The 18,789-nt window shown below is 69.9% G+C and carries 19 protein-coding genes; 13 read left to right on the forward strand and 6 right to left on the reverse strand.

From position 1 onward, the window contains the following. Window positions 1–25: 25 nt before the first annotated feature. Together AC6CHX_RS16050 and AC6CHX_RS16055 are read left to right on the forward strand one after the other, a co-directional pair. On the forward strand, window positions 26–955 hold the full coding sequence (locus AC6CHX_RS16050) for an aldo/keto reductase (protein ID WP_498273628.1): 930 nt from the start codon (window positions 26–28) through the stop codon (window positions 953–955). 51 nt (window positions 956–1,006) lie between these two features. Beyond that, window positions 1,007–1,399, forward strand: a complete 393-nt coding sequence (locus AC6CHX_RS16055; RefSeq protein ID WP_136041427.1) for a PLDc N-terminal domain-containing protein — start codon at window positions 1,007–1,009, stop codon at window positions 1,397–1,399. Here AC6CHX_RS16055 and AC6CHX_RS16060 read toward each other — a convergent pair. From AC6CHX_RS16060 to AC6CHX_RS16070, 3 genes are read right to left on the reverse strand one after another with little or no spacing between them, the layout of a single operon-like run. Next, the gene (locus AC6CHX_RS16060; protein WP_498273629.1) at window positions 1,396–2,367 is read right to left on the reverse strand and encodes an epimerase; all 972 of its coding nucleotides are present in this window, start codon (window positions 2,365–2,367) and stop codon (window positions 1,396–1,398) included. The two genes, AC6CHX_RS16055 and AC6CHX_RS16060, sit on opposite strands and share 4 nt — an antisense overlap. Next, the gene (locus tag AC6CHX_RS16065) at window positions 2,364–3,014 is read right to left on the reverse strand and encodes a DUF4166 domain-containing protein (protein WP_498273630.1); all 651 of its coding nucleotides are present in this window, start codon (window positions 3,012–3,014) and stop codon (window positions 2,364–2,366) included. Before AC6CHX_RS16065 ends, AC6CHX_RS16060 begins: the two co-directional genes overlap by 4 nt. A 12-nt stretch (window positions 3,015–3,026) precedes the next feature. Beyond that, window positions 3,027–3,644 (reverse strand): TetR/AcrR family transcriptional regulator, encoded by a 618-nt coding sequence (locus tag AC6CHX_RS16070; RefSeq protein ID WP_498273631.1) that lies wholly within the window; start codon window positions 3,642–3,644, stop codon window positions 3,027–3,029. Between the two features lie 107 nt (window positions 3,645–3,751). Here AC6CHX_RS16070 and AC6CHX_RS16075 point away from each other — a divergent pair, with 107 nt between their 5' ends. Both AC6CHX_RS16075 and AC6CHX_RS16080 read left to right on the forward strand, forming a co-directional pair. Continuing rightward, window positions 3,752–4,558 (forward strand): sugar phosphate isomerase/epimerase family protein, encoded by an 807-nt coding sequence (locus tag AC6CHX_RS16075; RefSeq protein ID WP_498273632.1) that lies wholly within the window; start codon window positions 3,752–3,754, stop codon window positions 4,556–4,558. Further along, the gene (locus AC6CHX_RS16080; RefSeq protein ID WP_498273633.1) at window positions 4,558–5,688 is read left to right on the forward strand and encodes a Gfo/Idh/MocA family protein; all 1,131 of its coding nucleotides are present in this window, start codon (window positions 4,558–4,560) and stop codon (window positions 5,686–5,688) included. Before AC6CHX_RS16075 ends, AC6CHX_RS16080 begins: the two co-directional genes overlap by 1 nt. Window positions 5,689–5,719: 31 nt before the next feature. Here the strand turns inward: AC6CHX_RS16080 and AC6CHX_RS16085 are convergent, their stop codons facing one another. After that, entirely contained in the window at window positions 5,720–6,913 is a 1,194-nt protein-coding gene (locus AC6CHX_RS16085; RefSeq protein ID WP_498273634.1) for an ROK family protein, read from the reverse strand. A gap of 113 nt (window positions 6,914–7,026) precedes the next feature. On the opposite strand from AC6CHX_RS16085, the gene AC6CHX_RS16090 reads away from it, so the two are divergent. The 8 genes from AC6CHX_RS16090 (at window position 7,027) to AC6CHX_RS16125 (ending at window position 15,301) form a co-directional block, all read left to right on the forward strand. Further along, the gene (locus AC6CHX_RS16090; RefSeq protein WP_498273635.1) at window positions 7,027–8,136 is read left to right on the forward strand and encodes a Gfo/Idh/MocA family protein; all 1,110 of its coding nucleotides are present in this window, start codon (window positions 7,027–7,029) and stop codon (window positions 8,134–8,136) included. Further along, window positions 8,133–9,656, forward strand: a complete 1,524-nt coding sequence (locus AC6CHX_RS16095; protein WP_498273636.1) for a sugar ABC transporter ATP-binding protein — start codon at window positions 8,133–8,135, stop codon at window positions 9,654–9,656. Before AC6CHX_RS16090 ends, AC6CHX_RS16095 begins: the two co-directional genes overlap by 4 nt. Then, window positions 9,653–10,756, forward strand: coding sequence for an ABC transporter permease (locus AC6CHX_RS16100; protein WP_498273637.1), 1,104 nt, complete (start codon window positions 9,653–9,655; stop codon window positions 10,754–10,756). Before AC6CHX_RS16095 ends, AC6CHX_RS16100 begins: the two co-directional genes overlap by 4 nt. Further along, complete coding sequence (locus tag AC6CHX_RS16105; protein ID WP_498273638.1) at window positions 10,753–11,817, forward strand: ABC transporter permease; 1,065 nt, start codon at window positions 10,753–10,755, stop codon at window positions 11,815–11,817. The genes AC6CHX_RS16100 and AC6CHX_RS16105 overlap by 4 nt, the downstream gene beginning before the upstream one ends. A 2-nt stretch (window positions 11,818–11,819) precedes the next feature. Then, window positions 11,820–13,028 (forward strand): substrate-binding domain-containing protein, encoded by a 1,209-nt coding sequence (locus tag AC6CHX_RS16110; protein ID WP_498273639.1) that lies wholly within the window; start codon window positions 11,820–11,822, stop codon window positions 13,026–13,028. A gap of 78 nt (window positions 13,029–13,106) precedes the next feature. Then, window positions 13,107–13,970 carry a sugar phosphate isomerase/epimerase family protein gene (locus AC6CHX_RS16115; protein WP_498273640.1) on the forward strand — a complete coding sequence of 288 codons (864 nt, stop codon included), beginning with the start codon at window positions 13,107–13,109 and terminating at the stop codon, window positions 13,968–13,970. 10 nt (window positions 13,971–13,980) lie between these two features. After that, on the forward strand, window positions 13,981–14,988 hold the full coding sequence (locus tag AC6CHX_RS16120; RefSeq protein WP_376107382.1) for a sugar phosphate isomerase/epimerase family protein: 1,008 nt from the start codon (window positions 13,981–13,983) through the stop codon (window positions 14,986–14,988). A 19-nt stretch (window positions 14,989–15,007) separates the two neighbouring features. Continuing rightward, a complete protein-coding gene (locus AC6CHX_RS16125; RefSeq protein ID WP_498273641.1) occupies window positions 15,008–15,301 on the forward strand; it encodes a Dabb family protein in 294 nt (97 codons plus the stop codon). Between the two features lie 9 nt (window positions 15,302–15,310). Here the strand turns inward: AC6CHX_RS16125 and AC6CHX_RS16130 are convergent, their stop codons facing one another. Together AC6CHX_RS16130 and AC6CHX_RS16135 are read right to left on the reverse strand one after the other, a co-directional pair. After that, complete coding sequence (locus AC6CHX_RS16130) at window positions 15,311–16,291, reverse strand: NYN domain-containing protein (RefSeq protein WP_498273642.1); 981 nt, start codon at window positions 16,289–16,291, stop codon at window positions 15,311–15,313. A 2-nt stretch (window positions 16,292–16,293) separates the two neighbouring features. Next, window positions 16,294–17,280 carry a Gfo/Idh/MocA family protein gene (locus tag AC6CHX_RS16135; protein ID WP_498273643.1) on the reverse strand — a complete coding sequence of 329 codons (987 nt, stop codon included), beginning with the start codon at window positions 17,278–17,280 and terminating at the stop codon, window positions 16,294–16,296. Between the two features lie 106 nt (window positions 17,281–17,386). Between AC6CHX_RS16135 and AC6CHX_RS16140 the strand changes: the two genes are divergently transcribed. Then, a complete protein-coding gene (locus AC6CHX_RS16140; RefSeq protein WP_498273644.1) occupies window positions 17,387–18,784 on the forward strand; it encodes an NtaA/DmoA family FMN-dependent monooxygenase in 1,398 nt (465 codons plus the stop codon). Window positions 18,785–18,789: the final 5 nt, after the last annotated feature.

The raw sequence follows: 18,789 nt of genomic DNA on the forward strand, positions 1-18,789 counted from the left end.
GGCCGCGCACAGTAGCGTGGTCCGCATGAAGACTGTGCCGTTCGGATCGTCCACCGCCCCCGCCGTCGTCGCCGGCATGATGCGCATCGACGACAAGGACGACGCGCACATCCGGGCGCTCTACGCCGCAGCCCGAGAGTCCGGCATCGACTTCTTCGACCACGCCGACATCTACGGCGGGAGCATGCATCACTGCGAGGCGCGCTTCGCCGGTGCGTTGAAGCACAGCGCCTCCGAGCGCGACGAGATCGTGTTGCAGACCAAGTGCGGGATCGTGCCGGCGCAGGGGATGTTCGATTTCTCCTACGAGCACATCGTCGCCCAGGTCGAAGGTTCGCTCGCCGCGCTCCAGACCGATCGCCTCGACGTGCTGCTGCTGCACCGCCCCGACATCCTCGTCGAGCCCGAAGAGGTCGCGCGCGCGTTCGACGAGCTGGAGGCCGCGGGCAAGGTCCGGGCTTTCGGCGTCTCGAACCACACGCCGCGACAGATCGATCTGCTCCGCACGGCCGTCCGCCAGCCGCTGGTCGCCAACCAGCTGCAGCTGTCGATCACCCACGCGCCGATCCTCGCTCAGCCGGTCGCGGCGAACATCGCCGGCCACGAGCAGAGCATCGTGCGCGACGGCGGCGGCATCGTGGAGTACTGCCGCATCAACGGCATCACGATCCAGGCCTGGTCGCCGTTCCAGGACGGCCGCGGTCACGGAGTGTTCCTCGGCGACCCCGAGTACCCGGAGCTGAACGCGGTGATCGATCGCCTCGCGGCGTCGTACGGCGTGACTCCGCTGGCCGTCGCGACCGCCTGGATCACCCGTCACCCCGCCGGCATGCAGGTGGTCCTCGGCACGACCACACCCGAACGCGTGCGCGAGGCCGCGATGGGTGCCGACCTCGAACTCACCCGGCCGGAGTGGTACGAGCTGTTCCGCGCCGCCGGACACCTGCTGCCATAGAAGTGGTTCGGGGTCGCGCGGCACCGTCACGCCGTCGTCTACCCTGAACTCATGCCGTTCCTGTTCTCGCTCCTCGTCATCGCCCTGATGATCGGCGCGCTGATCGACATCATCACCCGCGACAGCGCCCTGGTGAAGCACCTGCCGAAGATGGTGTGGATCATCATCGTGATCCTGCTGCCGCTCATCGGCAGCGTGCTGTGGTTCGCGATCGGACGCGAGTACGGGGAGTCGGGCGTTCCCATCCCCCGCATGCGGAGAGCCGAGCGGCCGGCCGCCACCCGCACCGACGTGCGCCCCTCGCCTCCGGCGGACACGCGCACGACCGAGCAGCAGATCGCCGATCTCGACCGTGAGATCGAGGAATGGCGGCTCCGCGAGGAGGTCGAGAAGCGTCGCCGCGACGGCGATGCCGCCTCCGGTTCCGCCGGAGCCTCCTCTTAGGCCGAGACCCCGCCGCGGTCGAAGGACTCGCGGATCGCCTCTTCCAGCTGCGGGTGACGGAACTCGAAGCCGGCGGCGGTGAGCTTCTCCGGCAGCACCCACCGGCTCTTCAGGACGAGTTCGGTCTCGGTGCGGATGCCGATGGCGCCGAGCTCCAGCATCCAGCGGGGCAGAGGCGGACCGATGCGAGCGCCCAGCACGCGACGGACGGTCGCCATGAACTCGACGTTGTCGACCGGATTCGGGGATGCGACGTTGACCGGTCCCTCGAGCGACGGCGTCCGCTCCACGAAGTCGATGATGCGCGCGACATCGTCGATGTGCACCCAGCTGAACCGCTGGCGCCCGCGGCGCGCACGGAAGTGATGAACGGTCCCGGCCCGGCGCCGCGCGGCACTCGCGGGCCACCGGCCGTCGTATTGCGGACCGCCGAGTCCCAGCCTGGCGAGGTTCTTCAGCGGCTCCAGCACGCCGCCGTGGCCGAGCACGATCGCGCTGCGCAGGGCGACGCGGCGGGTGGCGGGCAGCTCGTCGGCGAACAGCGCCCTCTCCCAGGCCTTCGCGACTTCGACAGAAAAGCCGGTGCCGAGCTCGCCCGTCGATTCGGTCATCGGACGGTCTTCGGCGTGCCGGTAGATCGTGGCCGTCGAGGAGTTCACCCAGACGGCGGGAGGCGCCGAGGCGCGGGCGATCGCCGTGCTCAGCGAGGTGGTGGTGTCGAGCCGCGACCGGAAGATCTCGGCGCGGTTCTCCGGCGTGTAGCGGCAGTTGACGCTCTTGCCGGCGAGCCCGATGACCAGGGATGCGCCGTCGATCGCGCGGTCGATCCCGACCTGATCGCCCCAGCGGAGGTCGGCGCCCGAGCGCGAGATCGTGACGACCTCACGGCCCTCGGCGCGGAGTCGGGAGACGAGGTGACTGCCCATGAATCCCGTGGATCCGCCGATCACGACCCGGCCTGCGTTCATGCGGTTTGCTCCTTCTCTGCGATGTGGGGGACATCGGCGATGCGGGGGACGCGGTACTCGAAGTCGCCCCGATATTCGTACACACGGCCGATGAGGGGTGCGTCGATCGTGAGCGCTACCTGTTGCCGGTCGATGTCGTCGTCGAAGCGCTCCGTGAGGCGGACCACCGGCGAGATCGGGCGGGGGATGCGGAAACGGAGGCGTCCGAGGCGAACGCCCACGGCCCGACTGGTGAGGCGGAGCGCGCCGTCGTGCACCTCGACGTCGAAGCAGGCAGCGACGAGTCCGGGCTCGCCGAGCTCGTCGACCACGCGGCCGTGTCGGGTGAGCGCGACCGCGTCGCGCATGACCCACGGGCCCCGGGCGAAGTGGAAGGTGCGCTCGCCGATGGCCCGCGACGCGATCGTGCGGTTCTCGATGCGGAAGGGGACGTCGCGCTCCCAGACGGCCGCGACGACCCCGCGACGTTCGAGGATGCGGAGCAGGGGCCAGAGCCATCGCCGCGGAGTGCCGACCACCTGGAACACGCCTTCGCCGATGCCGACGGCGCCGTCGGGGACCGCTGTGAAGTAGGCGCGCAGACGCGGGTGCAGGTCGTCGAGGCGGTCGCCGAGAGCCCGGGCATAGGGCGATTGCGGCACGGGCATCACCGTTCGAGCCTAGCTCGGCGGTCGCAGCAGCCGATCGAGCAGCGCGAGCGCCTCGTGCTGTGGCGCGGTCTCATCCAGCAGCCACTGCGTCTGGAGACCGTCCGACGCCGCGACGACGAGCGCAGCGACGGCATCCGCGTCGACGTCCGTGCGGATCCGCCCGCCTTCCTGCTGCCGACGCACGGTCTCGGCGAGTCGGTCGCGCAGGCGGGCGAATCGACCGGTGGCGAACGTGCGTGCCGCCGGGTGCCCCTCCTCGAGTGCCGACGCGACCAGGGTGGAGTACAGCTGCACGAGGCCGGGGATCGCACGGTTGAAGCGTGCGGACTCGATCATCATCTCGACCGGCGTCGCGTCGGTCGACGGGGGATCCGGCTGCCGCCCCGGTGCATTGCTCTCCTCGTAGACGGCGACGAGCAGCTCTTCCAGCGAGCCGAAGTAGTGCGTGAGGGCAGCGTGCGTGACGCCGACTTCGCGCGCGATCGCCCGCAGGCTCGTGCGGTCGGAGCCGCGTTCGGCGAAGACCTCGATGGCACGATCGAGGATCTCCTGTCGGCGAGCGATCCCCTTGGCGTAGGTGCCCCGTGGGCGGGGCTGCTCGGCAGGCTCTGGCGTCTCGGCGGGCATGGGGTGAGTCTAGCGAACCAAAACTTCCACGTGGAGGTATTTGGTGGTAGCGTGCCTGCACGGGGCAGTGACCCCGCACGTCACCGCAGACCGAAGGAGCACGACCGATGACGATTCAGACCTCCCTGCAGCTGTTCACCATCAAGGAACAGCTGGAAGCCGACCTCGAGGGCACGCTCTCGGCGGTCGCCGCCCGTGGCTTCACCGCCGTGGAGCCCTACGACTTCGTCCGCCGCGCCGAGCCGCTCGCCGCCGCGCTCTCCGCAGCCGGGCTGACCGCGCCGTCGGGGCACGCCTTCCTCGCCTCGGAGTCGTTCGTGAACCCGGACGGCAGTGGCACGACCATCCCCGTCCCCACGCCCGACGTCGTCTTCGCCGCAGCCCGGGTGCTGGGCATGGACACGGTCATCGACCCGTACACCGAGCCTGCCCGCTGGGAGTCGGTCGCGCAGATCGAGGAGACCGCCCGTCTGCTGAACGAGGCCGCCGAGATCGGTGCGACCGTCGGCGTCCGCGTCGGCTACCACAACCACGCCCATGAGCTGGAGGCCGTCTTCGACGGAGTGACCGGGCTGGAGGTCCTCGCCGGGCTGCTCGACGAGCGCGTCGTGCTCGAGGTCGACCTGTACTGGGTGGCGCGCGGCGGCGTCGACCCCGTCGCGCTGCTCCAGCGCCTGGGCGACCGCGTGATCGCCGTGCACGCGAAGGACGGCACGCTCGACCCGGCGCTCGCCGGCTCCTACCCGCCCGCCGATCAGGTGGCCGCGGGTGAGGGATCCGTTCCGCTCGTCGAGGCCATCGCCGCCGCCCCGGCGCTCGAACTCGCGATCGTCGAGTTCGACCACTACGAGGGCGACCTGTTCGACGCGATCGAGCGCAGCCGCGTCTTCCTCGACGAGAAGGTGGCCGGCTGATGGCGGGTCCTGTCGGCGTCGGCATCATCGGTGCCGGGAACATCAGCGACCAGTACCTGTCGAACCTCACCACCTTCCCGGATGTCCGGGTGATCGCGGTCGCCGACGTCATAGAGGAGCGGGCGAAGGCCCAGGCCGAGAAGTACGGCGTGCCGCGCTCCGGTGGTGTCGACGTGGTGCTCGACGACCCCGAGATCGACATCGTCGTGAACCTCACCATCCCCGCCGTGCACGTCGAGGTCTCCGAGGCGATCATCGCCGCGGCCAAGCACGTCTGGACCGAGAAGCCGATCGGCGTCAGCCGCGAGGAGTCGCGCCGGCTGCTGGAGAAGGCGGATGCCGCCGGCCTCCGCGTCGGCGTGGCCCCGGACACCGTGCTCGGGCCGGGCGTGCAGACCGCCAAGCGGGCGATCGCGCGCGGTGACATCGGACGCCCCTTGTTCGGGCAGACCACCTTCCAGTGGCAGGGGCCGGAGATCTTCCACCCCAACCCTGCGTTCCTGTACGCCAAGGGCGCGGGACCGCTGCTCGACATGGGCCCGTACTACGTGTCGACCCTCGTGCATGTGTTCGGACCGGTCGCCGCGGTCGCGGCTCTCGGACTGCAGGGGACGCCGACGCGTCGCGTGCAGGTCGGCGAGCTGGCCGGCCAGGAGTTCCCGGTCGAGATCCCCTCCACGCTCAGCGTGCTGATGGACTTCGAAGAGGGCGGACAGGCGCAGAGCCTGTACAGCACCGACTCGCCGCTGCTGCGGCAGGGGATCGTCGAGATCACCGGTACCGAGGGCACGATCGTGATCCCCGACCCGAACACCTTCGGGGGCCCGATCACCATCACACGCCCGCTCACGCGCCAGTTCGTACCGCCGGAGCCGATGACGCAGGAGATCGTCGACATCGCACAGGAGGGCGTGCTCTCCGGCCGCGGTGTCGGACTGCTCGACATGGCCCGTTCCATCGCCGCCGGACGCCCGCACGTCGCGACGGGGGAGTTCGGCTACCACGTGCTCGACACCCTCCTCTCGATCGAGGAGGCCGCCGAGTCGCGCAGCTTCGTCCCCGTCGAGAGCACGCTGGATCAGGTCGGCGCGATCGACGCCGGCTTCGACCCGTTCGAGGCCACGCTCTGAAGGCCGCCGCTCGGGGCGGCGGGGGTGCGTGTCAGCGCGCCTTCGCCGCCACGTAGCGGTCGACGCTCGCGGGGGACAGCACCTCGCGGGCGACCATGATCGCCGCACCCAGCACGGCAGCGCGGTCACCGGCCTGCGACTGCACGATCGCCAGGTGCTGCGTCGCCAGGGGGATCGACCGTCGATAGACGACCTCGCGCACGCCCGCGAGCAGGTGCTCGCCGGCGCGGGCGATGCTGCCGCCGAGCACGATGATCGACGGGTTCAGGAGGTTGACGACGGTCGCGAGGACCTCGCCCACATCGCGCCCCGCCTGACGGGTCGCCTCGATCGCGGCGGCGTTCCCGGCGCGGACCAGGTCGACGACATCCGACGGACCGTGCACGTCGAGCCCTTCCGCGCGGAGCGCGATCGCGAGGGCGGAGCCGCTGGCGAGGGCCTCGAGGTCGCGCTCGTCGCCGGGCTCGCGGGTCGATCCCGCGCCGGCGGGCACCTGCACGTGGCCCATGTCTCCCGCGGACCCCTGTGCGCCACGCTGCAGCTGTCCGCCCGCGATGATGCCGGCGCCGATGCCGGTCGAGACCTTGACGAAGACGAGGTCCTCGACCTGAGGCCAGCTCATCGCCTGCTCGCCGAGGGCCAGGATGTTGACGTCGTTGTCGACCAGCACCGGCACGTCGAAGGTCTTCTGCACGTAGGCGGGAACGTCGAACCGATCCCAGCCGGGCATGATGGGCGGGTTGGTGGGTCGGCCGGTGGAGTGCTCGACGGGGCCGGGGACGCCGATGCCGACGCCGACCAGGGGGAGTCCGCCGGCGGTCGAGTCGAGCAGGTCGGCGGCGTCTGCGAGGATCGTGTCGAGCAGGCTCTCGGGTCCGTCGCCGATGTCGATCGTGCGCGTGCGGGCATCGAGGATGACCGCGGCGAGGTCGGCCACCGCGACCGTCGCGTGCGTGGCACCGAGGTCGACGGCGAGCACGAGCCCGGCGCGCGGGTTGAAGGCCACGCGCGCGGGCGGGCGTCCGCCGGTCGAGACGGCCTCTCCGGCGGGGCGGACGAGGTCGGCGGCCAGGAGCGCGTCCACCCGCAGGGCCACGGTGGACCGGGCGAGGCCGGTGAGCACGGCGAGCTCCGCCTTCGTCCTGGCGTGACCGTCGCGGAGGATCTGGAAGATCTCTCCGATCCCCGATGCGATCGCCGGAGCCGGCCTGAGAACGTCAACCATTGCGTCAGTAAACCACAGCACTTCGGCGTCTCGCCGATCGACTTCCGATTTCCGTCAGATAACTTTTGACGAAGCTCTAGCAAAAGTCTGCAAGTCTGTGTCAGAATCGCCGCATGACAACGGATGTCACTGACACCGGTCTCGGGACGATCCGAGCCGGCATCCTCGGCGGAGGATTCATGGCCCGCGTGCATCGCACCGCGGCCCGCGACGCCGGCGGCGAACTGCGCGCCGTCGCCACTCGTTCCCGCGAAGGAAGCCGCGATGCCGCGCTGGCGCTCGGCGCCGGTCGAGCTGAGAGCGACGCGGCGGCTCTGCTGGAGGCGGGGGACATCGATGTCGTGCACGTCTGCACGCCGAACGCCACGCACGCCGAACTCGCTCTCCAGGCACTGCACGCCGGCAAGCACGTCGTGTGCGAGAAGCCGCTCGCGACGACGGCGCAGGACGCCAAGGTGCTCGCCGAGACCGCGGAGGCCCGCGGGCTGGTGGCGGCCGTACCGTTCATCTACCGCTATCACCCGATGGTGCGCGAGGCCCGGGCGCGGATCGCCCGCGGCGAGGCCGGCGACCTGCTCACCCTCGACTGCTCCTACCTGCAGGACTGGATGCTGCTGTCGAGCGACGACGACTGGCGGGTGCGCTCCGAGTCCGGTGGGGCATCCCGTGCCTTCGCCGACATCGGCTCGCACCTGTGCGACCTGATCGAGTTCGTGATCGGCGAGCGGATCCACGCGCTGAGCGCCCGCACCCGTCGCGTCTTCTCGGAGCGCTCCGGCCAGTCGGTCGACACCGAGGACATCGTCGCGGTGCTCGTCGAGACCGAGTCCGGTGCCCTCGGCACGCTGCTCATCTCGCAGATGGCCGCCGGCCGCAAGAACGCCCTGACCCTCGAACTGCACGGTTCGCGGCAGAGCCTGCGCTTCGAGCAGGAGCGGCCCGAGGAGCTGTGGATCGGCATGCGCGAGGAGTCCCGGCTGCTGCTGCGCGACCCCGCCACCGCCGACCCGGACTCCGCGCGGCTGCAGCGGGTTCCGGCCGGGCACGCGATGGGCTACCAGGATGCGTTCAACGGCTTCGTCGCCGACGTCTATGCGGCGATCGCGGGGGCGGCACCCGACGGGCTGCCGACGTTCGCGGACGGCTACCGCTCGGCCGTGCTGACGGAGGCCGTGCTCGCTTCGGCGGCAGACGGCGGACGATGGGTGGAGGTGACGGCATGATCGCTACCACGACAGAGCCCGTGCTGCAGGTGGCGGGCATCCGCAAGTCGTTCTTCGGCGTCGAGGTGCTCAAGGGGATCGACTTCGACGTGCGGCCCGGCGAGGTGCACGGCCTCGTCGGCGAGAACGGCGCCGGCAAGTCCACGCTCATGAAGATCATCGCCGGCGTGCAGCCGGCCGACGAGGGCACGATCTCGTATCTCAGCGAAGAGGTGCACCACGCGCACCCGCGGCAGGCGATGGATGCCGGCATCGTCACGGTCTTCCAGGAGTTCACCCTGCTGCCGGAGCGCACCGTCGCCCAGAACGTCTACCTCGGCCGCGAGCCGCGCCGGCGGGGATTCGTCGACCAGCGCGCCATGAACTCCCGGACCGCCGATCTGCTCACCGACCTCGGCGTCTCCTTCATCGAGCCGACCGCCCGCGTCGGCTCGCTCACGGTCGCCGAGCAGCAGATCGTCGAGATCGTCAAGGCGCTCTCGTTCGACGCGCGGATCATCTCGATGGACGAGCCGACCGCCGCGCTCAGCGACCGCGAGGTCGAGCTGCTCTACGCGATCATCCGCCGGCTCACCTCCCGCGGCGTCGCCGTGATCTACGTCTCGCACCGGTTGAAGGAGATCTTCGACCTGTGCGACCGCATCACCATCCTCAAGGACGGCGCGCTCGTCTCGACCGACGACACCGCGGCGCTCACCACCGACGAGCTCGTGCGACGCATGGTCGGCCGCTCCATCCAGTCGTACTTCCCGGACGCGGTCGAGGGTACGACGGTGGGGGAGGCGAAGCTCGAACTCGACGGTTGCGGCAACGCCTATGTCGACGGGGTGTCCCTCACGCTCCGTGCCGGGGAGATCGTCGGCATCGCCGGGCTGCAGGGCTCCGGACGCACGGAACTGGTGGAAGGGGTGTTCGGCATCCAGGCCTTCACCCGGGGCTCGATGCGGATCGACGGCGCGCCCGCGCGCATTCCGAACGCCCGTGCCGCGGTCCGCGCCGGCCTCGCCCTGGTGTCGGAGGACCGCAAAGCGCAGGGCCTCGCCCTCGGGCAGTCGGTCCTCGACAACGCGCTCCTCGTCGTCCGCAGCGTGTTCGCGGGCCGGACCGCCGCCTCCCGGCGCGAGGTGCCCGGCATCCTGAGCTCGCTCGAGGTGAGCTCGCAGGGCGTCGATCAGGAGGTGCGCTTCCTCTCCGGCGGCAACCAGCAGAAGGTGGTGCTGGCCAAGTGGCTGCTCACCCAGCCGCAGATCGTGCTCTTCGACGAGCCCACCCGCGGCATCGACGTCGGCGCGAAGTACGCCGTGTACCAGCTGATGCGCGAGCTCGCGGCGCAGGGGAAGGCCGTGCTGATGGTGTCGAGCGAACTGCCGGAGGTGATCGGCATGAGCGACCGGATCCTGGTCATGCACGACGGCGAGCTCGTCGCCGAGCTGCCGGCCGGGTCCGCGGAGCACGAGATCCTCGGGGCCGCCACCGGCGCCATCAATCCTGGAACCGCGACGGACGGAGGTGCGCGATGAAGCGTCTGAAGATCGACTCCACGGTCATCGTGCTCGGCATCCTGCTGCTCGTCCTCGTGATCGGCGCGATCCTGGTCGGCACCGTCGGGCGCAACTTCCTCAGCGCCGGCAACATCCGCGACATCCTGACCGGCATGAGCGTGCTTGGGCTCGTCGCCATCGGGCAGACGCTCGTGGTGCTCGGCGCCTCCCTCGACCTCTCGGTCACCTACGTGATCAGCCTGTCGAGTCTGCTGGCGGCCACGATGATGAACGACAACGCCGCGAACATCCCGGTGGCCGTGGTCGTCACGCTGCTCGTGTGCGCCGGTATCGGTCTCGTGAACGGCCTCATCGTCACGGTGCTCAAGGTGAACGGCTTCATCGCGACACTCGGCGTCGGCCTCATCCTGCAGGGCATCCTCAACACGAACTTCGAGGGGGCGGCGGGCAAGGTGCCCTGGGCCTTCCAGCTCATCGGCGCCACCGGCGTCGGACCCATCCCGGTCTCCACGCTCATCATGATCGTGCTGGCCGTGGTCATCTGGGTGCTCCTCAACCGCACCCGCACCGGAGCCCATCTGTATGCCGTGGGCGGCGACCCCGAGATCGCCCGGCTGTCAGGGGTCCGCATCCGGATGCCGCTCATCTGGGCGCACGTGCTCTGCTCGGTGTTCGCCGGGCTCGCGGGTCTGCTGCTCGCCAGCCGCCTCGGCGTCGGCAGCCCCACGGTCGGGCAGCAGGGCGGCTATGCGCTGCTGTCGATCGCGGCGGTCGTGCTCGGCGGAACGCTGCTGCTCGGTGGACGCGGCTCCATCTGGGGCACGATCGGCGGCGTGGCGATCCTCGCGGTCGTCGACAACGTGATGAGCGTCATGCAGGTCAACCCGTTCCTCAAGGACGTCGTGCGCGGTGTCGTGATCGTCGCCGCCGTAGCCGTGTACAGCCGGCGGTCGATCGTCCGCCGCCGTCCGCGCTTCGGTGCCGGAGGTACCCGCACCGGTGGGGACGATGCCGCGAAGGCGGCGGCACCCGAGATGGCCGCGGCCGCGTCGCAGCTCGCAGACGTCACCACCACCGCATCCGATATCGGCACCGCCGCGGAAGGAGGACGCTCATGAACGCGCTGCGCACCCTCGTGAGTCCCCGCGGGGCCGTGTTCCTGCTGCTCGTGCTGCTGCTGGTGGCCGTCACGATCCTCAACCCGAGCTTCGCCGAGCCTGGTCAGTTCATGCGCTTCATCCAGCGGGTGGCTCCCATCGCGATCGTCGCGATCGGCCAGTACTTCGTGATCATCGCCGGGGAGTTCGACCTCTCGCAGGGCTCGCTCATCACGGCGCAGGTGATCATCGCCGGCAACCTGGTCGGTCAGGACGACGCCCGCACCGTTCCGGTTCTGCTGCTCATGATCGTCTTCGCGGTGGCCGTCGGGCTCGTGAACGGGGTGATCACGACACTGCTGAAGGTGCCGTCGTTCATCGTGACGCTCGGCATGATGCTCGCCCTCCTGGGTGGAGTGATGTGGTGGACCGGGGGAGCGGCGACCGGGAACCCGGCCGACAGCTTCCGCGAGATCGGTCGCGGCGGCATCCGCGACGTGCCGTTCCTCGAGTTCATCCCCTGGGCCGTGCTGCTGCTCATCGTGTGGCTGGGACTCGGCATCTGGATCACCAAGCGGCCGCTGGGCAAGACGCTCATCGCGATCGGCGACAACGCCGGTGCGGTCGACTACGCCGGAGCCCGCCGCGCCTGGGTGACGACGCGCGCGTTCGTCATCTCGTCGCTCTCGGCCTCGCTGTCGGCCGTGCTCCTGGTCGGATACGCCGGTGTTCACCCCTCGGTCGGCCGTGGATACGAGTTCACCGCCATCACGGCCGTGGTGCTCGGCGGCGTCGTGCTGGGCGGTGGTCGCGGCTGGATCGTCGGCGCGGTCGCCGGTGCCTTCGCCCTCGAAGCCCTGTTCATGCTGCTCAACATCGCCGGGATTCCCTCGACGCTGCGCGATGCCGTGCAGGGCGTGATCATCATCGCCGCGGTCGCCTACTCCGCCGTCGCCTTCCGGGCACGGCGCAAGCGCGGCCCGCTGCCATCGGACATCCCTCCCGCAGAACCCCGAATCCCTGAAACAACCAGAATCCCTGAAACAACCAGCACCATCAACACAGAAACCAGAGGAGATTAGCAATGCGACGATCGATGAAGATCGCCACCGCAGGGGTGGCCCTCTTCGGCCTCATCGCGCTCGCCGGGTGTACGACAGACCCGTCCGTGGCGCCGGCGGAGTCGGAGAACCCCGAGGAGACGGCCGAGACGACAGAGTGGTTCGACCAGGAGCTCTTCGACAAGCAGGACGAGGAGCGCGGCGTCACTCCGCAGGGGCCCGAAGACGAGCCGTACCTGCAGCACATCAACGCCGAGATGGTCGACACGGCGGAGTTCGCGAGCGAGGGAGCCAAGAAGGCCTGCTTCGCCAACGCGTCGATCTCCAACCCGTGGCGCCAGACCGGCTGGATCACGATGAACGAGCAGCTGAAGGCGCTGCAGGAGGCCGGCGCGATCAGCGAGATGGAGACCCGCGACGCGCAGGACTCCGATGACACCCAGATCGCCGATATCGACTACTTCATCGCCGAGGGCGGGTGCGACGTCTTCCTCATCTCGCCGAACAGCACGGCGGCCATGACTCCGGCCGTCGAGCGGGCGTGTGAGACGGGCAAGCCGGTCATCGTGTTCGACCGCGGTGTGAACACCGACTGCCCGGTCACGTTCATCCACCCGATCGGCGGCTTCGCCTGGGGCATCGACACCGCCGAGTTCCTCATCGACAACCTCGAAGAGGGCGACAAGGTCGTAGCCCTCCGCATCCTCCCGGGTGTCGACGTGCTGGAGCACCGCTGGGCGGGAGCCGAGAAGCTCTTCGACGAGGCCGGCATCGAGGCCGTGGATCACTTCACGGGCGCCGACCCCGCCGAGATCAAGAGCATCATCAGCGACGAGCTCGCCAAGGGCGACGTGCACGGCATCTGGATGGACGCCGGTGACGGTGCGGTCGCAGCCATCGAGGCGTTCGAGGACGCCGGAGCGGACTACCCGGTCATGACCGGTGAGGACGAGATGAGCTTCCTGCGCAAGTGGAAGGACACGGGGCTCACGGGTCTCGCGCCGGTGTACTCCAACTTCCAGTGGCGCACCCCGCTGCTCGCGGCGCAGATGATCTTCGCCGGCGAAGAGGTTCCGAAGGAATGGGTCCTCCCGCAGAAGCCGATCACGGAGCCCGAGCTCGACGACTACCTGAAGGCCAACGAGGGCATGCCCGACGGCCACTACGCCAAGTTCGGCGGGGAGAACCTCCCCGGCTACCCGACGGTGTGGCAGGAGCGCCAGATCCCGTAACCGAAATCCGCTCCCACCCTTCCGCTCCGCGTCTGTGGAGTGGGAGGGTGGGAGCGCTTCACGATCACAAGGACAACGATGCCCCGCACGATCGCCGTCAACACCTGGGTGTGGACGTCTCCGCTGACCGACGCGACCCTCGAGCCGCTCGCCCGCAAGGCCAAGAACCTCGGTTACGACGCGCTGGAACTGCCGCTCGAGAGCGTCGGCGACTGGGATCCGGCGCGAACCCGTGATGTGCTCGACTCCCTCGGGCTGGGGGCGATCGTCGTCGGAGCCATGGGGCCCGGACGCTCTTTAGTCGCCCGAGTCGGCGATGTGGCCGCGACGCAGACCTACCTGCGCGCCTGCATCGCGGCGGCGCAGACACTCGGGGCAGAGGCCGTGGCCGGTCCGTTCTACGCGCCCACCGGTGTGACATGGCGAATGGATGCCGAGGAGCGCGCCGCGGTCGTGGGGGAGTTGCGGGAGAATCTCGCGCCGCTCGTCGCCGAGGCCGCAGAGGCGGGCATCACACTGGCGATCGAGCCGCTCAACCGCTACGAGACGAGCCTGCTCAACACGGTCGAGCAGAGCCTCGACGCGCTCGGGCCGCTGCTCGGTGCAGGTCTGGGGCTCGCGCTCGACACGTACCACCTCAACATCGAGGAGAAGAAGCCCGCCGAGGCGATCCGGGCCGCCGGTGCCGCGATCGCCCACGTGCAGGTGTGCGGGAGCGACCGCGGAGCAGTCGGGGACGACCACACCGACTGGCCCGGGATCTTCGTGGCCCTCGACGACGCCGGCTATCGCGGCCCGCTGGGGTTGGAGAGCTTCACGGGGGAGAACGCCACCATCGCGGTCGCGGCCTCCGTGTGGCGGCCGCTCGCTGCGAGTCAGGATGAGCTCGCCGCGCGCAGCATCGCCGCCCTCAGATCTTTCGATACGAAGCCTCACGAGTAATGGAGCATCCATGAGCACGCATCCGGTCACCCTCTTCACCGGCCAATGGGCGGACCTGCCGTTCGAGGAGGTCGCCCGCCTCGCTGCGGAGTGGGGTTATGACGGGCTGGAGGTCGCCGCCTCCGGTGATCATCTCGACCTGCGGCGTGCCGATGAGGACGACGCCTATGTGGCCTCGCGCCGGGAGATCCTCGACCGGCACGGGCTGAAGATCTTCGCCATCTCGAATCATCTCGCCGGTCAAGCCGTGTGCGATGCGCCGATCGACTTCCGACACCAGGCGATCCTGCGCGAGTACGTGTGGGGCGACGGCGAGGCGGAGGGCGTGCGGCAGCGGGCGGCCGAGGACATGAAGCGGGCGGCCCGCGTCGCGCGCAAGCTCGACATCGACACCGTGGTCGGGTTCACCGGCTCGTCGATCTGGCCGTATCTGGCGATGTTCCCGCCGGTTCCGGCATCCGTCATCGAGGGCGGGTTCGAGGACTTCGCCGCCCGGTGGAATCCGATCCTCGACGTGTTCGACGCGGAGGGCGTGCGGTTCGCGCACGAGGTGCATCCGGGCGAGATCGCCTACGACTACTGGTCGTCGGTGCGTGCGCTGGAGGCGATCGAGCACCGGGAGGCGTTCGGTTTCAACTGGGACCCGTCGCACATGATGTGGCAGAACATCGACCCGGTCGGGTTCATCGTGGACTTCGCGGACCGGATCTACCACGTGGACTGCAAGGACACTCGGATGCGTCCGCACAACGGCCGAGCCGGCGTGCTCGGCTCGCACCTGCCGTGGGGCGATCCCCGGCGGGGCTGGGACTTCGTCTCGACGGGCCACGGGGATGTGCCGTGGGAGGACTCGTTCCGCGCGCTGGATGCGATCGGCTACTCCGGCCCCATCTCGATCGAGTGGGAAGACGCCGGCATGGACCGTCTACACGGCGCCCCCGAGGCGCTGGCCTACGTGCGGTCGCTGCTGTGGCCGAAACCCGAAGCATCGTTCGACGCCGCATTCAGCAACCAGTGACCACCCCGACAGGAGCCCCATGCCGATTCAGCACACCGTCGTCTTCCGCCTGATCCATCCGGTCGGTTCCGCGGAGGAACAGGAGTTCCTGGCGACCGGCCACGCCGTGCTCACGTCGATCCCCGGGGTCGAGGACTTCACGATCCGTCGCCAGGTCAGCGCGAAGAGCGACTTCACGCACCAGTTCTCGATGGTGTTCGCCGATCAGAGCGTCTACGACGCCTATGACGCTCATCCGGCGCATCGGGCGTTCGTCGCGGAGCGGTGGCTGCCCGAGGTCGCCGAGTTCCAGGAGTACGACTTCGTGGACTGACTCTTCCGATCAGCCCGTGAGCTCGCGCAACCGCACCAGACGCTCGTGCCCGGTCTCTTCGAGTTCCGCGATGTCGTCGCGCGACTTGAGGAAATCGGAGAACGAGCGGTAGCCGAGGGCCTTCTCGCTGAACGACGGGTCCATGCGGCGCATGTGCGTCTTCACGGCGGAGCTGTGCAGCCACTCGTCGGCATCGGCCTTGTCGTGGCCGAGGCGCAGGGCACGCTCCAGCAGCTGCGTCGCCTCGCCCTGTTCGTCGAGCTTGGGCTCTTCGACCTTGGGCGCGGCAGCCTTCGACCTCGCCCGGCGCGGCGTCTTGGCCTTGGGTGCATCCGCCGCGTCAGCCGCGTCCGGCACGGCCTCGGGCGCGGGCTCCGCGACGGCCTCGGCCTTCGCGGCGACAGCGGGAGCCGCCTTCACCGGACGCACGACGCCGGGCAGCGAGTCGTACGACTCGAACTCGTCGCAGGCCGCGGCGAGCGACTTGGCCGTCGAGCCGGAGACACCCACGCCGATCACGTAGCGTCCGAGACGCTTGCAGCGCTGCGCGAGCGGCACGTAGTCGCTGTCGCCGGCGACGATCACGACGTGCGTGAGGTCGGGCAACCGGAACATGTCTTCGACGGCATCCACAGCGAGGCGGATGTCGGCGCCGTTCTTGGCGTAGGCCGCGGCGGGGAAGAGCTGCACCAGGTCGACGGCACGGGCCACGAGCTGCGAGCGGTACACGGCGTTCACGGGGGAGGACCAGTCGGCGTAGGCGCGCGTCAGCACGAGCGTGCCGAAGGACGCGGCGTAGTCGATGATGGCGCCGACCTCGATCATGGCGCGGCTGAGGCGCTCGACGACGTCGGGGTCGTTCGGGTTCTCGGTGATCCGCTGACGGTCCTTGCCGTAGGCGTTGCGCCCGTGCACCCGGTCGTACCAGGAGATGACGATGTTGTCGAAGTCGAGGTAGACGGCGACGCGGGCATCGGTGGCCTCGGCCATGATCAGGCCTCCTCACGGGGGTAGCGGACGCCGATCTGCGCCCTGATCTCATCGAGGGTGCCCATGATGGCGACGCTCTCGGCGATCGGAAGGATGTCGCCCTCGAGAATGCCGTCGCGCACCAGCCGCTCGGCGGCGAGGGCCTGGTACTGCATGCCACGTCCTTCGATCTCGGACACGTATTCCTCCTGCACCGTGCCGTCCGGGAGGATGACGCGGAATGTCGTGGCGGAGTACCAGACGCGGTCGATGTCGATCCGCGCCTCGGTGCCGATGACGCTGGCCGCATTCGGGCCGGATGCCCGCGAGGAGGAGAGCGTGGTCGAGATCGCGCCGCCCTCGTGCGTCATGACGGTGGCGACCTCGGAGTCGGCGCCGGTCTCGATCAGACGCCCGACGGCGCGGATGTCGGTGGGCGCGCCCAGGATGTCCCACACGAAGGAGATCGGGTAGATGCCGAGGTCGAGCAGCGCGCCGCCACCGAGCTCCAGGGCGTTGAGCCGGTGCGCCGGGTCGGAGGGCAGCAGCTGGGTGTGATCGGCGCTGACCGCGCGGATCTCGCCGAGGGTGCCATCGGCGATCAACTCGCGGATGCGGACCATGTGCGGCAGGTACCGCGTCCACATCGCCTCCATCACGAGGAGCCCCTTCTCGGCGGCGAGCGACTGCAGGTCTTCCGCCTCGGCGCGGTTCAGCGTGAACGCTTTCTCGGCGAGCACGTGCTTGCCGTTCTCGAGCGCGAGCCGCGCGTTCTCGTGGTGCATCGGATGCGGCGTGGAGACGTAGATGATGTCGACGTCGGGGTCGGCCACCAGCGCCTCGTACGAGGGATGTGCGTGCGCGATGCCGAAGCGGGCGGCGAACGCATCGGCCGACTCCTGGGAACGCGAGCCCACCGCCACGAGGTCGAGCCCCGCCGTGCGCAGATCGGATGCGAACGCGCCGGCGATGCCGCCGGTCGCGAGGATTCCCCAACGAAGACCAGTCATGGTCTCAGCGTACGGGGTGGCGTGCGCATGACGGACTGTTACACCCGATGACCCCCGGCATCGGTCGCGTGGCCGGGAGCGCGCGTGCGCTCCTACCGTGACGAGCATGACCGAACCCCTCATCATCGGCGCCATGGTGCGCACCCTGGGGGCGTACCCCTCGGGCTGGCGGCAGCCCGGCGCGCACCGCGATCCCGCCGCCGACGCCGCGATCCTGCGCCACATCGCTCGCGAGGGGGAGGATGCCGGACTCGACTACCTCTTCTTCGGCGACTGGCTCGCGACCGGTCCCGATCTGGAGTTCCGCGACCCGTACCTGCTGGCGCGCATCGACCCGGTGAGCGCGGTGCTGTTCCTCGCCGGAGTGACCTCGCGCATCGGCCTGATCGCCACGGTCAACACCACCTACGCCGACCCGTACACGACCGCCCGCTCGCTGGCGTCGCTCGACGTGCTCACCGGCGGGCGTGCGGGCGTGAACCTCGTCACGGGCGCCGAGCCGCGCGCGGCGGGCAACCACGGCCGCGATGCGCACGCCGACAATGAGACGCGCTACGACCGCGCCGAGGAGTTCGTCGAGGCGCTCCGACGCCTCTGGGACTCGTGGGACGAAGACGCCTGGATCGCGGATGCCGACCGCGGCGTGCTCATCGATCCGCAGGGGCTCCGTGCCGCCGACCTGCAGGGCTCGCAGGTGCGGGTCACCGGTCCGCTCAACGTCGCCCGCCCACCGCAGGGGCAGATCCCGATCGTGCACGCCGGCACGTCGCCGCGGTCGCGCGCGCTCGCCGCGACCGAGGCCGACCTCGCCCTGACGGCCGCGCCGACTCTCGCCGATGCGATCGCCACCCGCCGCCTGCTGCGGGACATCGCAGCCGAGGCCGGGCGATCTCCGGATGCGGTGAAGGTGATCGCCCCGGTGCTGCCCGTCGTCGCCGATACGGATGCCGACGCCCGCCGCATCGTGGAACGCCTGCTGGCACTCGTGCCGCTCGCCGAGGGGCATCAGGCCGCCCGCACCGCGTTCCCGCCGAACCGCACGGTGGCCGCGCTCGCCGACGCGTTCGACGTCGTCGCGGATGATCCGCTGCGCACGGCGGCATTCGACCGTCCTGTGACGGCCGTCGAGGCCGCGCGGCTGGGGGAGCGGGGTGCCGCGCTCGTCGAACGCCTCGCCGGTATCGCCGGCCTGAGCGTCTCGGAGTCCGGGAGCACGAGCGGCGATCCGCTCACCTGGCGGCACCTCGTGGCCGCCCACGCGGTGCCGGCGGCCTTCGTGGTCGGCGATGCCCGCACGATCGCGGACCATTTCGAGACCTGGCGCGACGAGGGCGCGGCGGACGGGTTCAACGTGCTGTCGGCCTTCCAACCCGCCCAGTTCGAGGCGTTCACGCGGCAGGCCGCCCCCGAGCTGCGCCGCCGCGGTCTGCTGCGAGACGCAGCGGATGGCGAGGGCGAGACCCTTCGCGACCGTCTGCGCATTTCCTCGTATGTCGACGCGTGACCACA

Source organism: Microbacterium sp. GQ128, from assembly GCF_059758615.1.

Excerpts from the sequence above, each read along its gene's own strand:
- AC6CHX_RS16140 (WP_498273644.1), top strand. The coding sequence starts at position 17,387 with ATGACCGAACCCCTCATCATCGGCGCCATGGTGCGCACCCTGGGGGCG.
- AC6CHX_RS16065 (WP_498273630.1), bottom strand. The coding sequence starts at position 3,014 with ATGCCCGTGCCGCAATCGCCCTATGCCCGGGCTCTCGGCGACCGCCTC.
- AC6CHX_RS16085 (WP_498273634.1), bottom strand. The coding sequence starts at position 6,913 with ATGGTTGACGTTCTCAGGCCGGCTCCGGCGATCGCATCGGGGATCGGA.
- AC6CHX_RS16130 (WP_498273642.1), bottom strand. The coding sequence starts at position 16,291 with ATGGCCGAGGCCACCGATGCCCGCGTCGCCGTCTACCTCGACTTCGAC.
- AC6CHX_RS16100 (WP_498273637.1), top strand. The coding sequence starts at position 9,653 with ATGAAGCGTCTGAAGATCGACTCCACGGTCATCGTGCTCGGCATCCTG.
- AC6CHX_RS16135 (WP_498273643.1), bottom strand. The coding sequence starts at position 17,280 with ATGACTGGTCTTCGTTGGGGAATCCTCGCGACCGGCGGCATCGCCGGC.
- AC6CHX_RS16080 (WP_498273633.1), top strand. The coding sequence starts at position 4,558 with ATGGCGGGTCCTGTCGGCGTCGGCATCATCGGTGCCGGGAACATCAGC.
- AC6CHX_RS16060 (WP_498273629.1), bottom strand. The coding sequence starts at position 2,367 with ATGAACGCAGGCCGGGTCGTGATCGGCGGATCCACGGGATTCATGGGC.
- AC6CHX_RS16105 (WP_498273638.1), top strand. The coding sequence starts at position 10,753 with ATGAACGCGCTGCGCACCCTCGTGAGTCCCCGCGGGGCCGTGTTCCTG.
- AC6CHX_RS16050 (WP_498273628.1), top strand. The coding sequence starts at position 26 with ATGAAGACTGTGCCGTTCGGATCGTCCACCGCCCCCGCCGTCGTCGCC.
- AC6CHX_RS16120 (WP_376107382.1), top strand. The coding sequence starts at position 13,981 with ATGAGCACGCATCCGGTCACCCTCTTCACCGGCCAATGGGCGGACCTG.
- AC6CHX_RS16090 (WP_498273635.1), top strand. The coding sequence starts at position 7,027 with ATGACAACGGATGTCACTGACACCGGTCTCGGGACGATCCGAGCCGGC.
- AC6CHX_RS16070 (WP_498273631.1), bottom strand. The coding sequence starts at position 3,644 with ATGCCCGCCGAGACGCCAGAGCCTGCCGAGCAGCCCCGCCCACGGGGC.
- AC6CHX_RS16125 (WP_498273641.1), top strand. The coding sequence starts at position 15,008 with ATGCCGATTCAGCACACCGTCGTCTTCCGCCTGATCCATCCGGTCGGT.
- AC6CHX_RS16115 (WP_498273640.1), top strand. The coding sequence starts at position 13,107 with ATGCCCCGCACGATCGCCGTCAACACCTGGGTGTGGACGTCTCCGCTG.
- AC6CHX_RS16095 (WP_498273636.1), top strand. The coding sequence starts at position 8,133 with ATGATCGCTACCACGACAGAGCCCGTGCTGCAGGTGGCGGGCATCCGC.
- AC6CHX_RS16055 (WP_136041427.1), top strand. The coding sequence starts at position 1,007 with ATGCCGTTCCTGTTCTCGCTCCTCGTCATCGCCCTGATGATCGGCGCG.
- AC6CHX_RS16075 (WP_498273632.1), top strand. The coding sequence starts at position 3,752 with ATGACGATTCAGACCTCCCTGCAGCTGTTCACCATCAAGGAACAGCTG.
- AC6CHX_RS16110 (WP_498273639.1), top strand. The coding sequence starts at position 11,820 with ATGCGACGATCGATGAAGATCGCCACCGCAGGGGTGGCCCTCTTCGGC.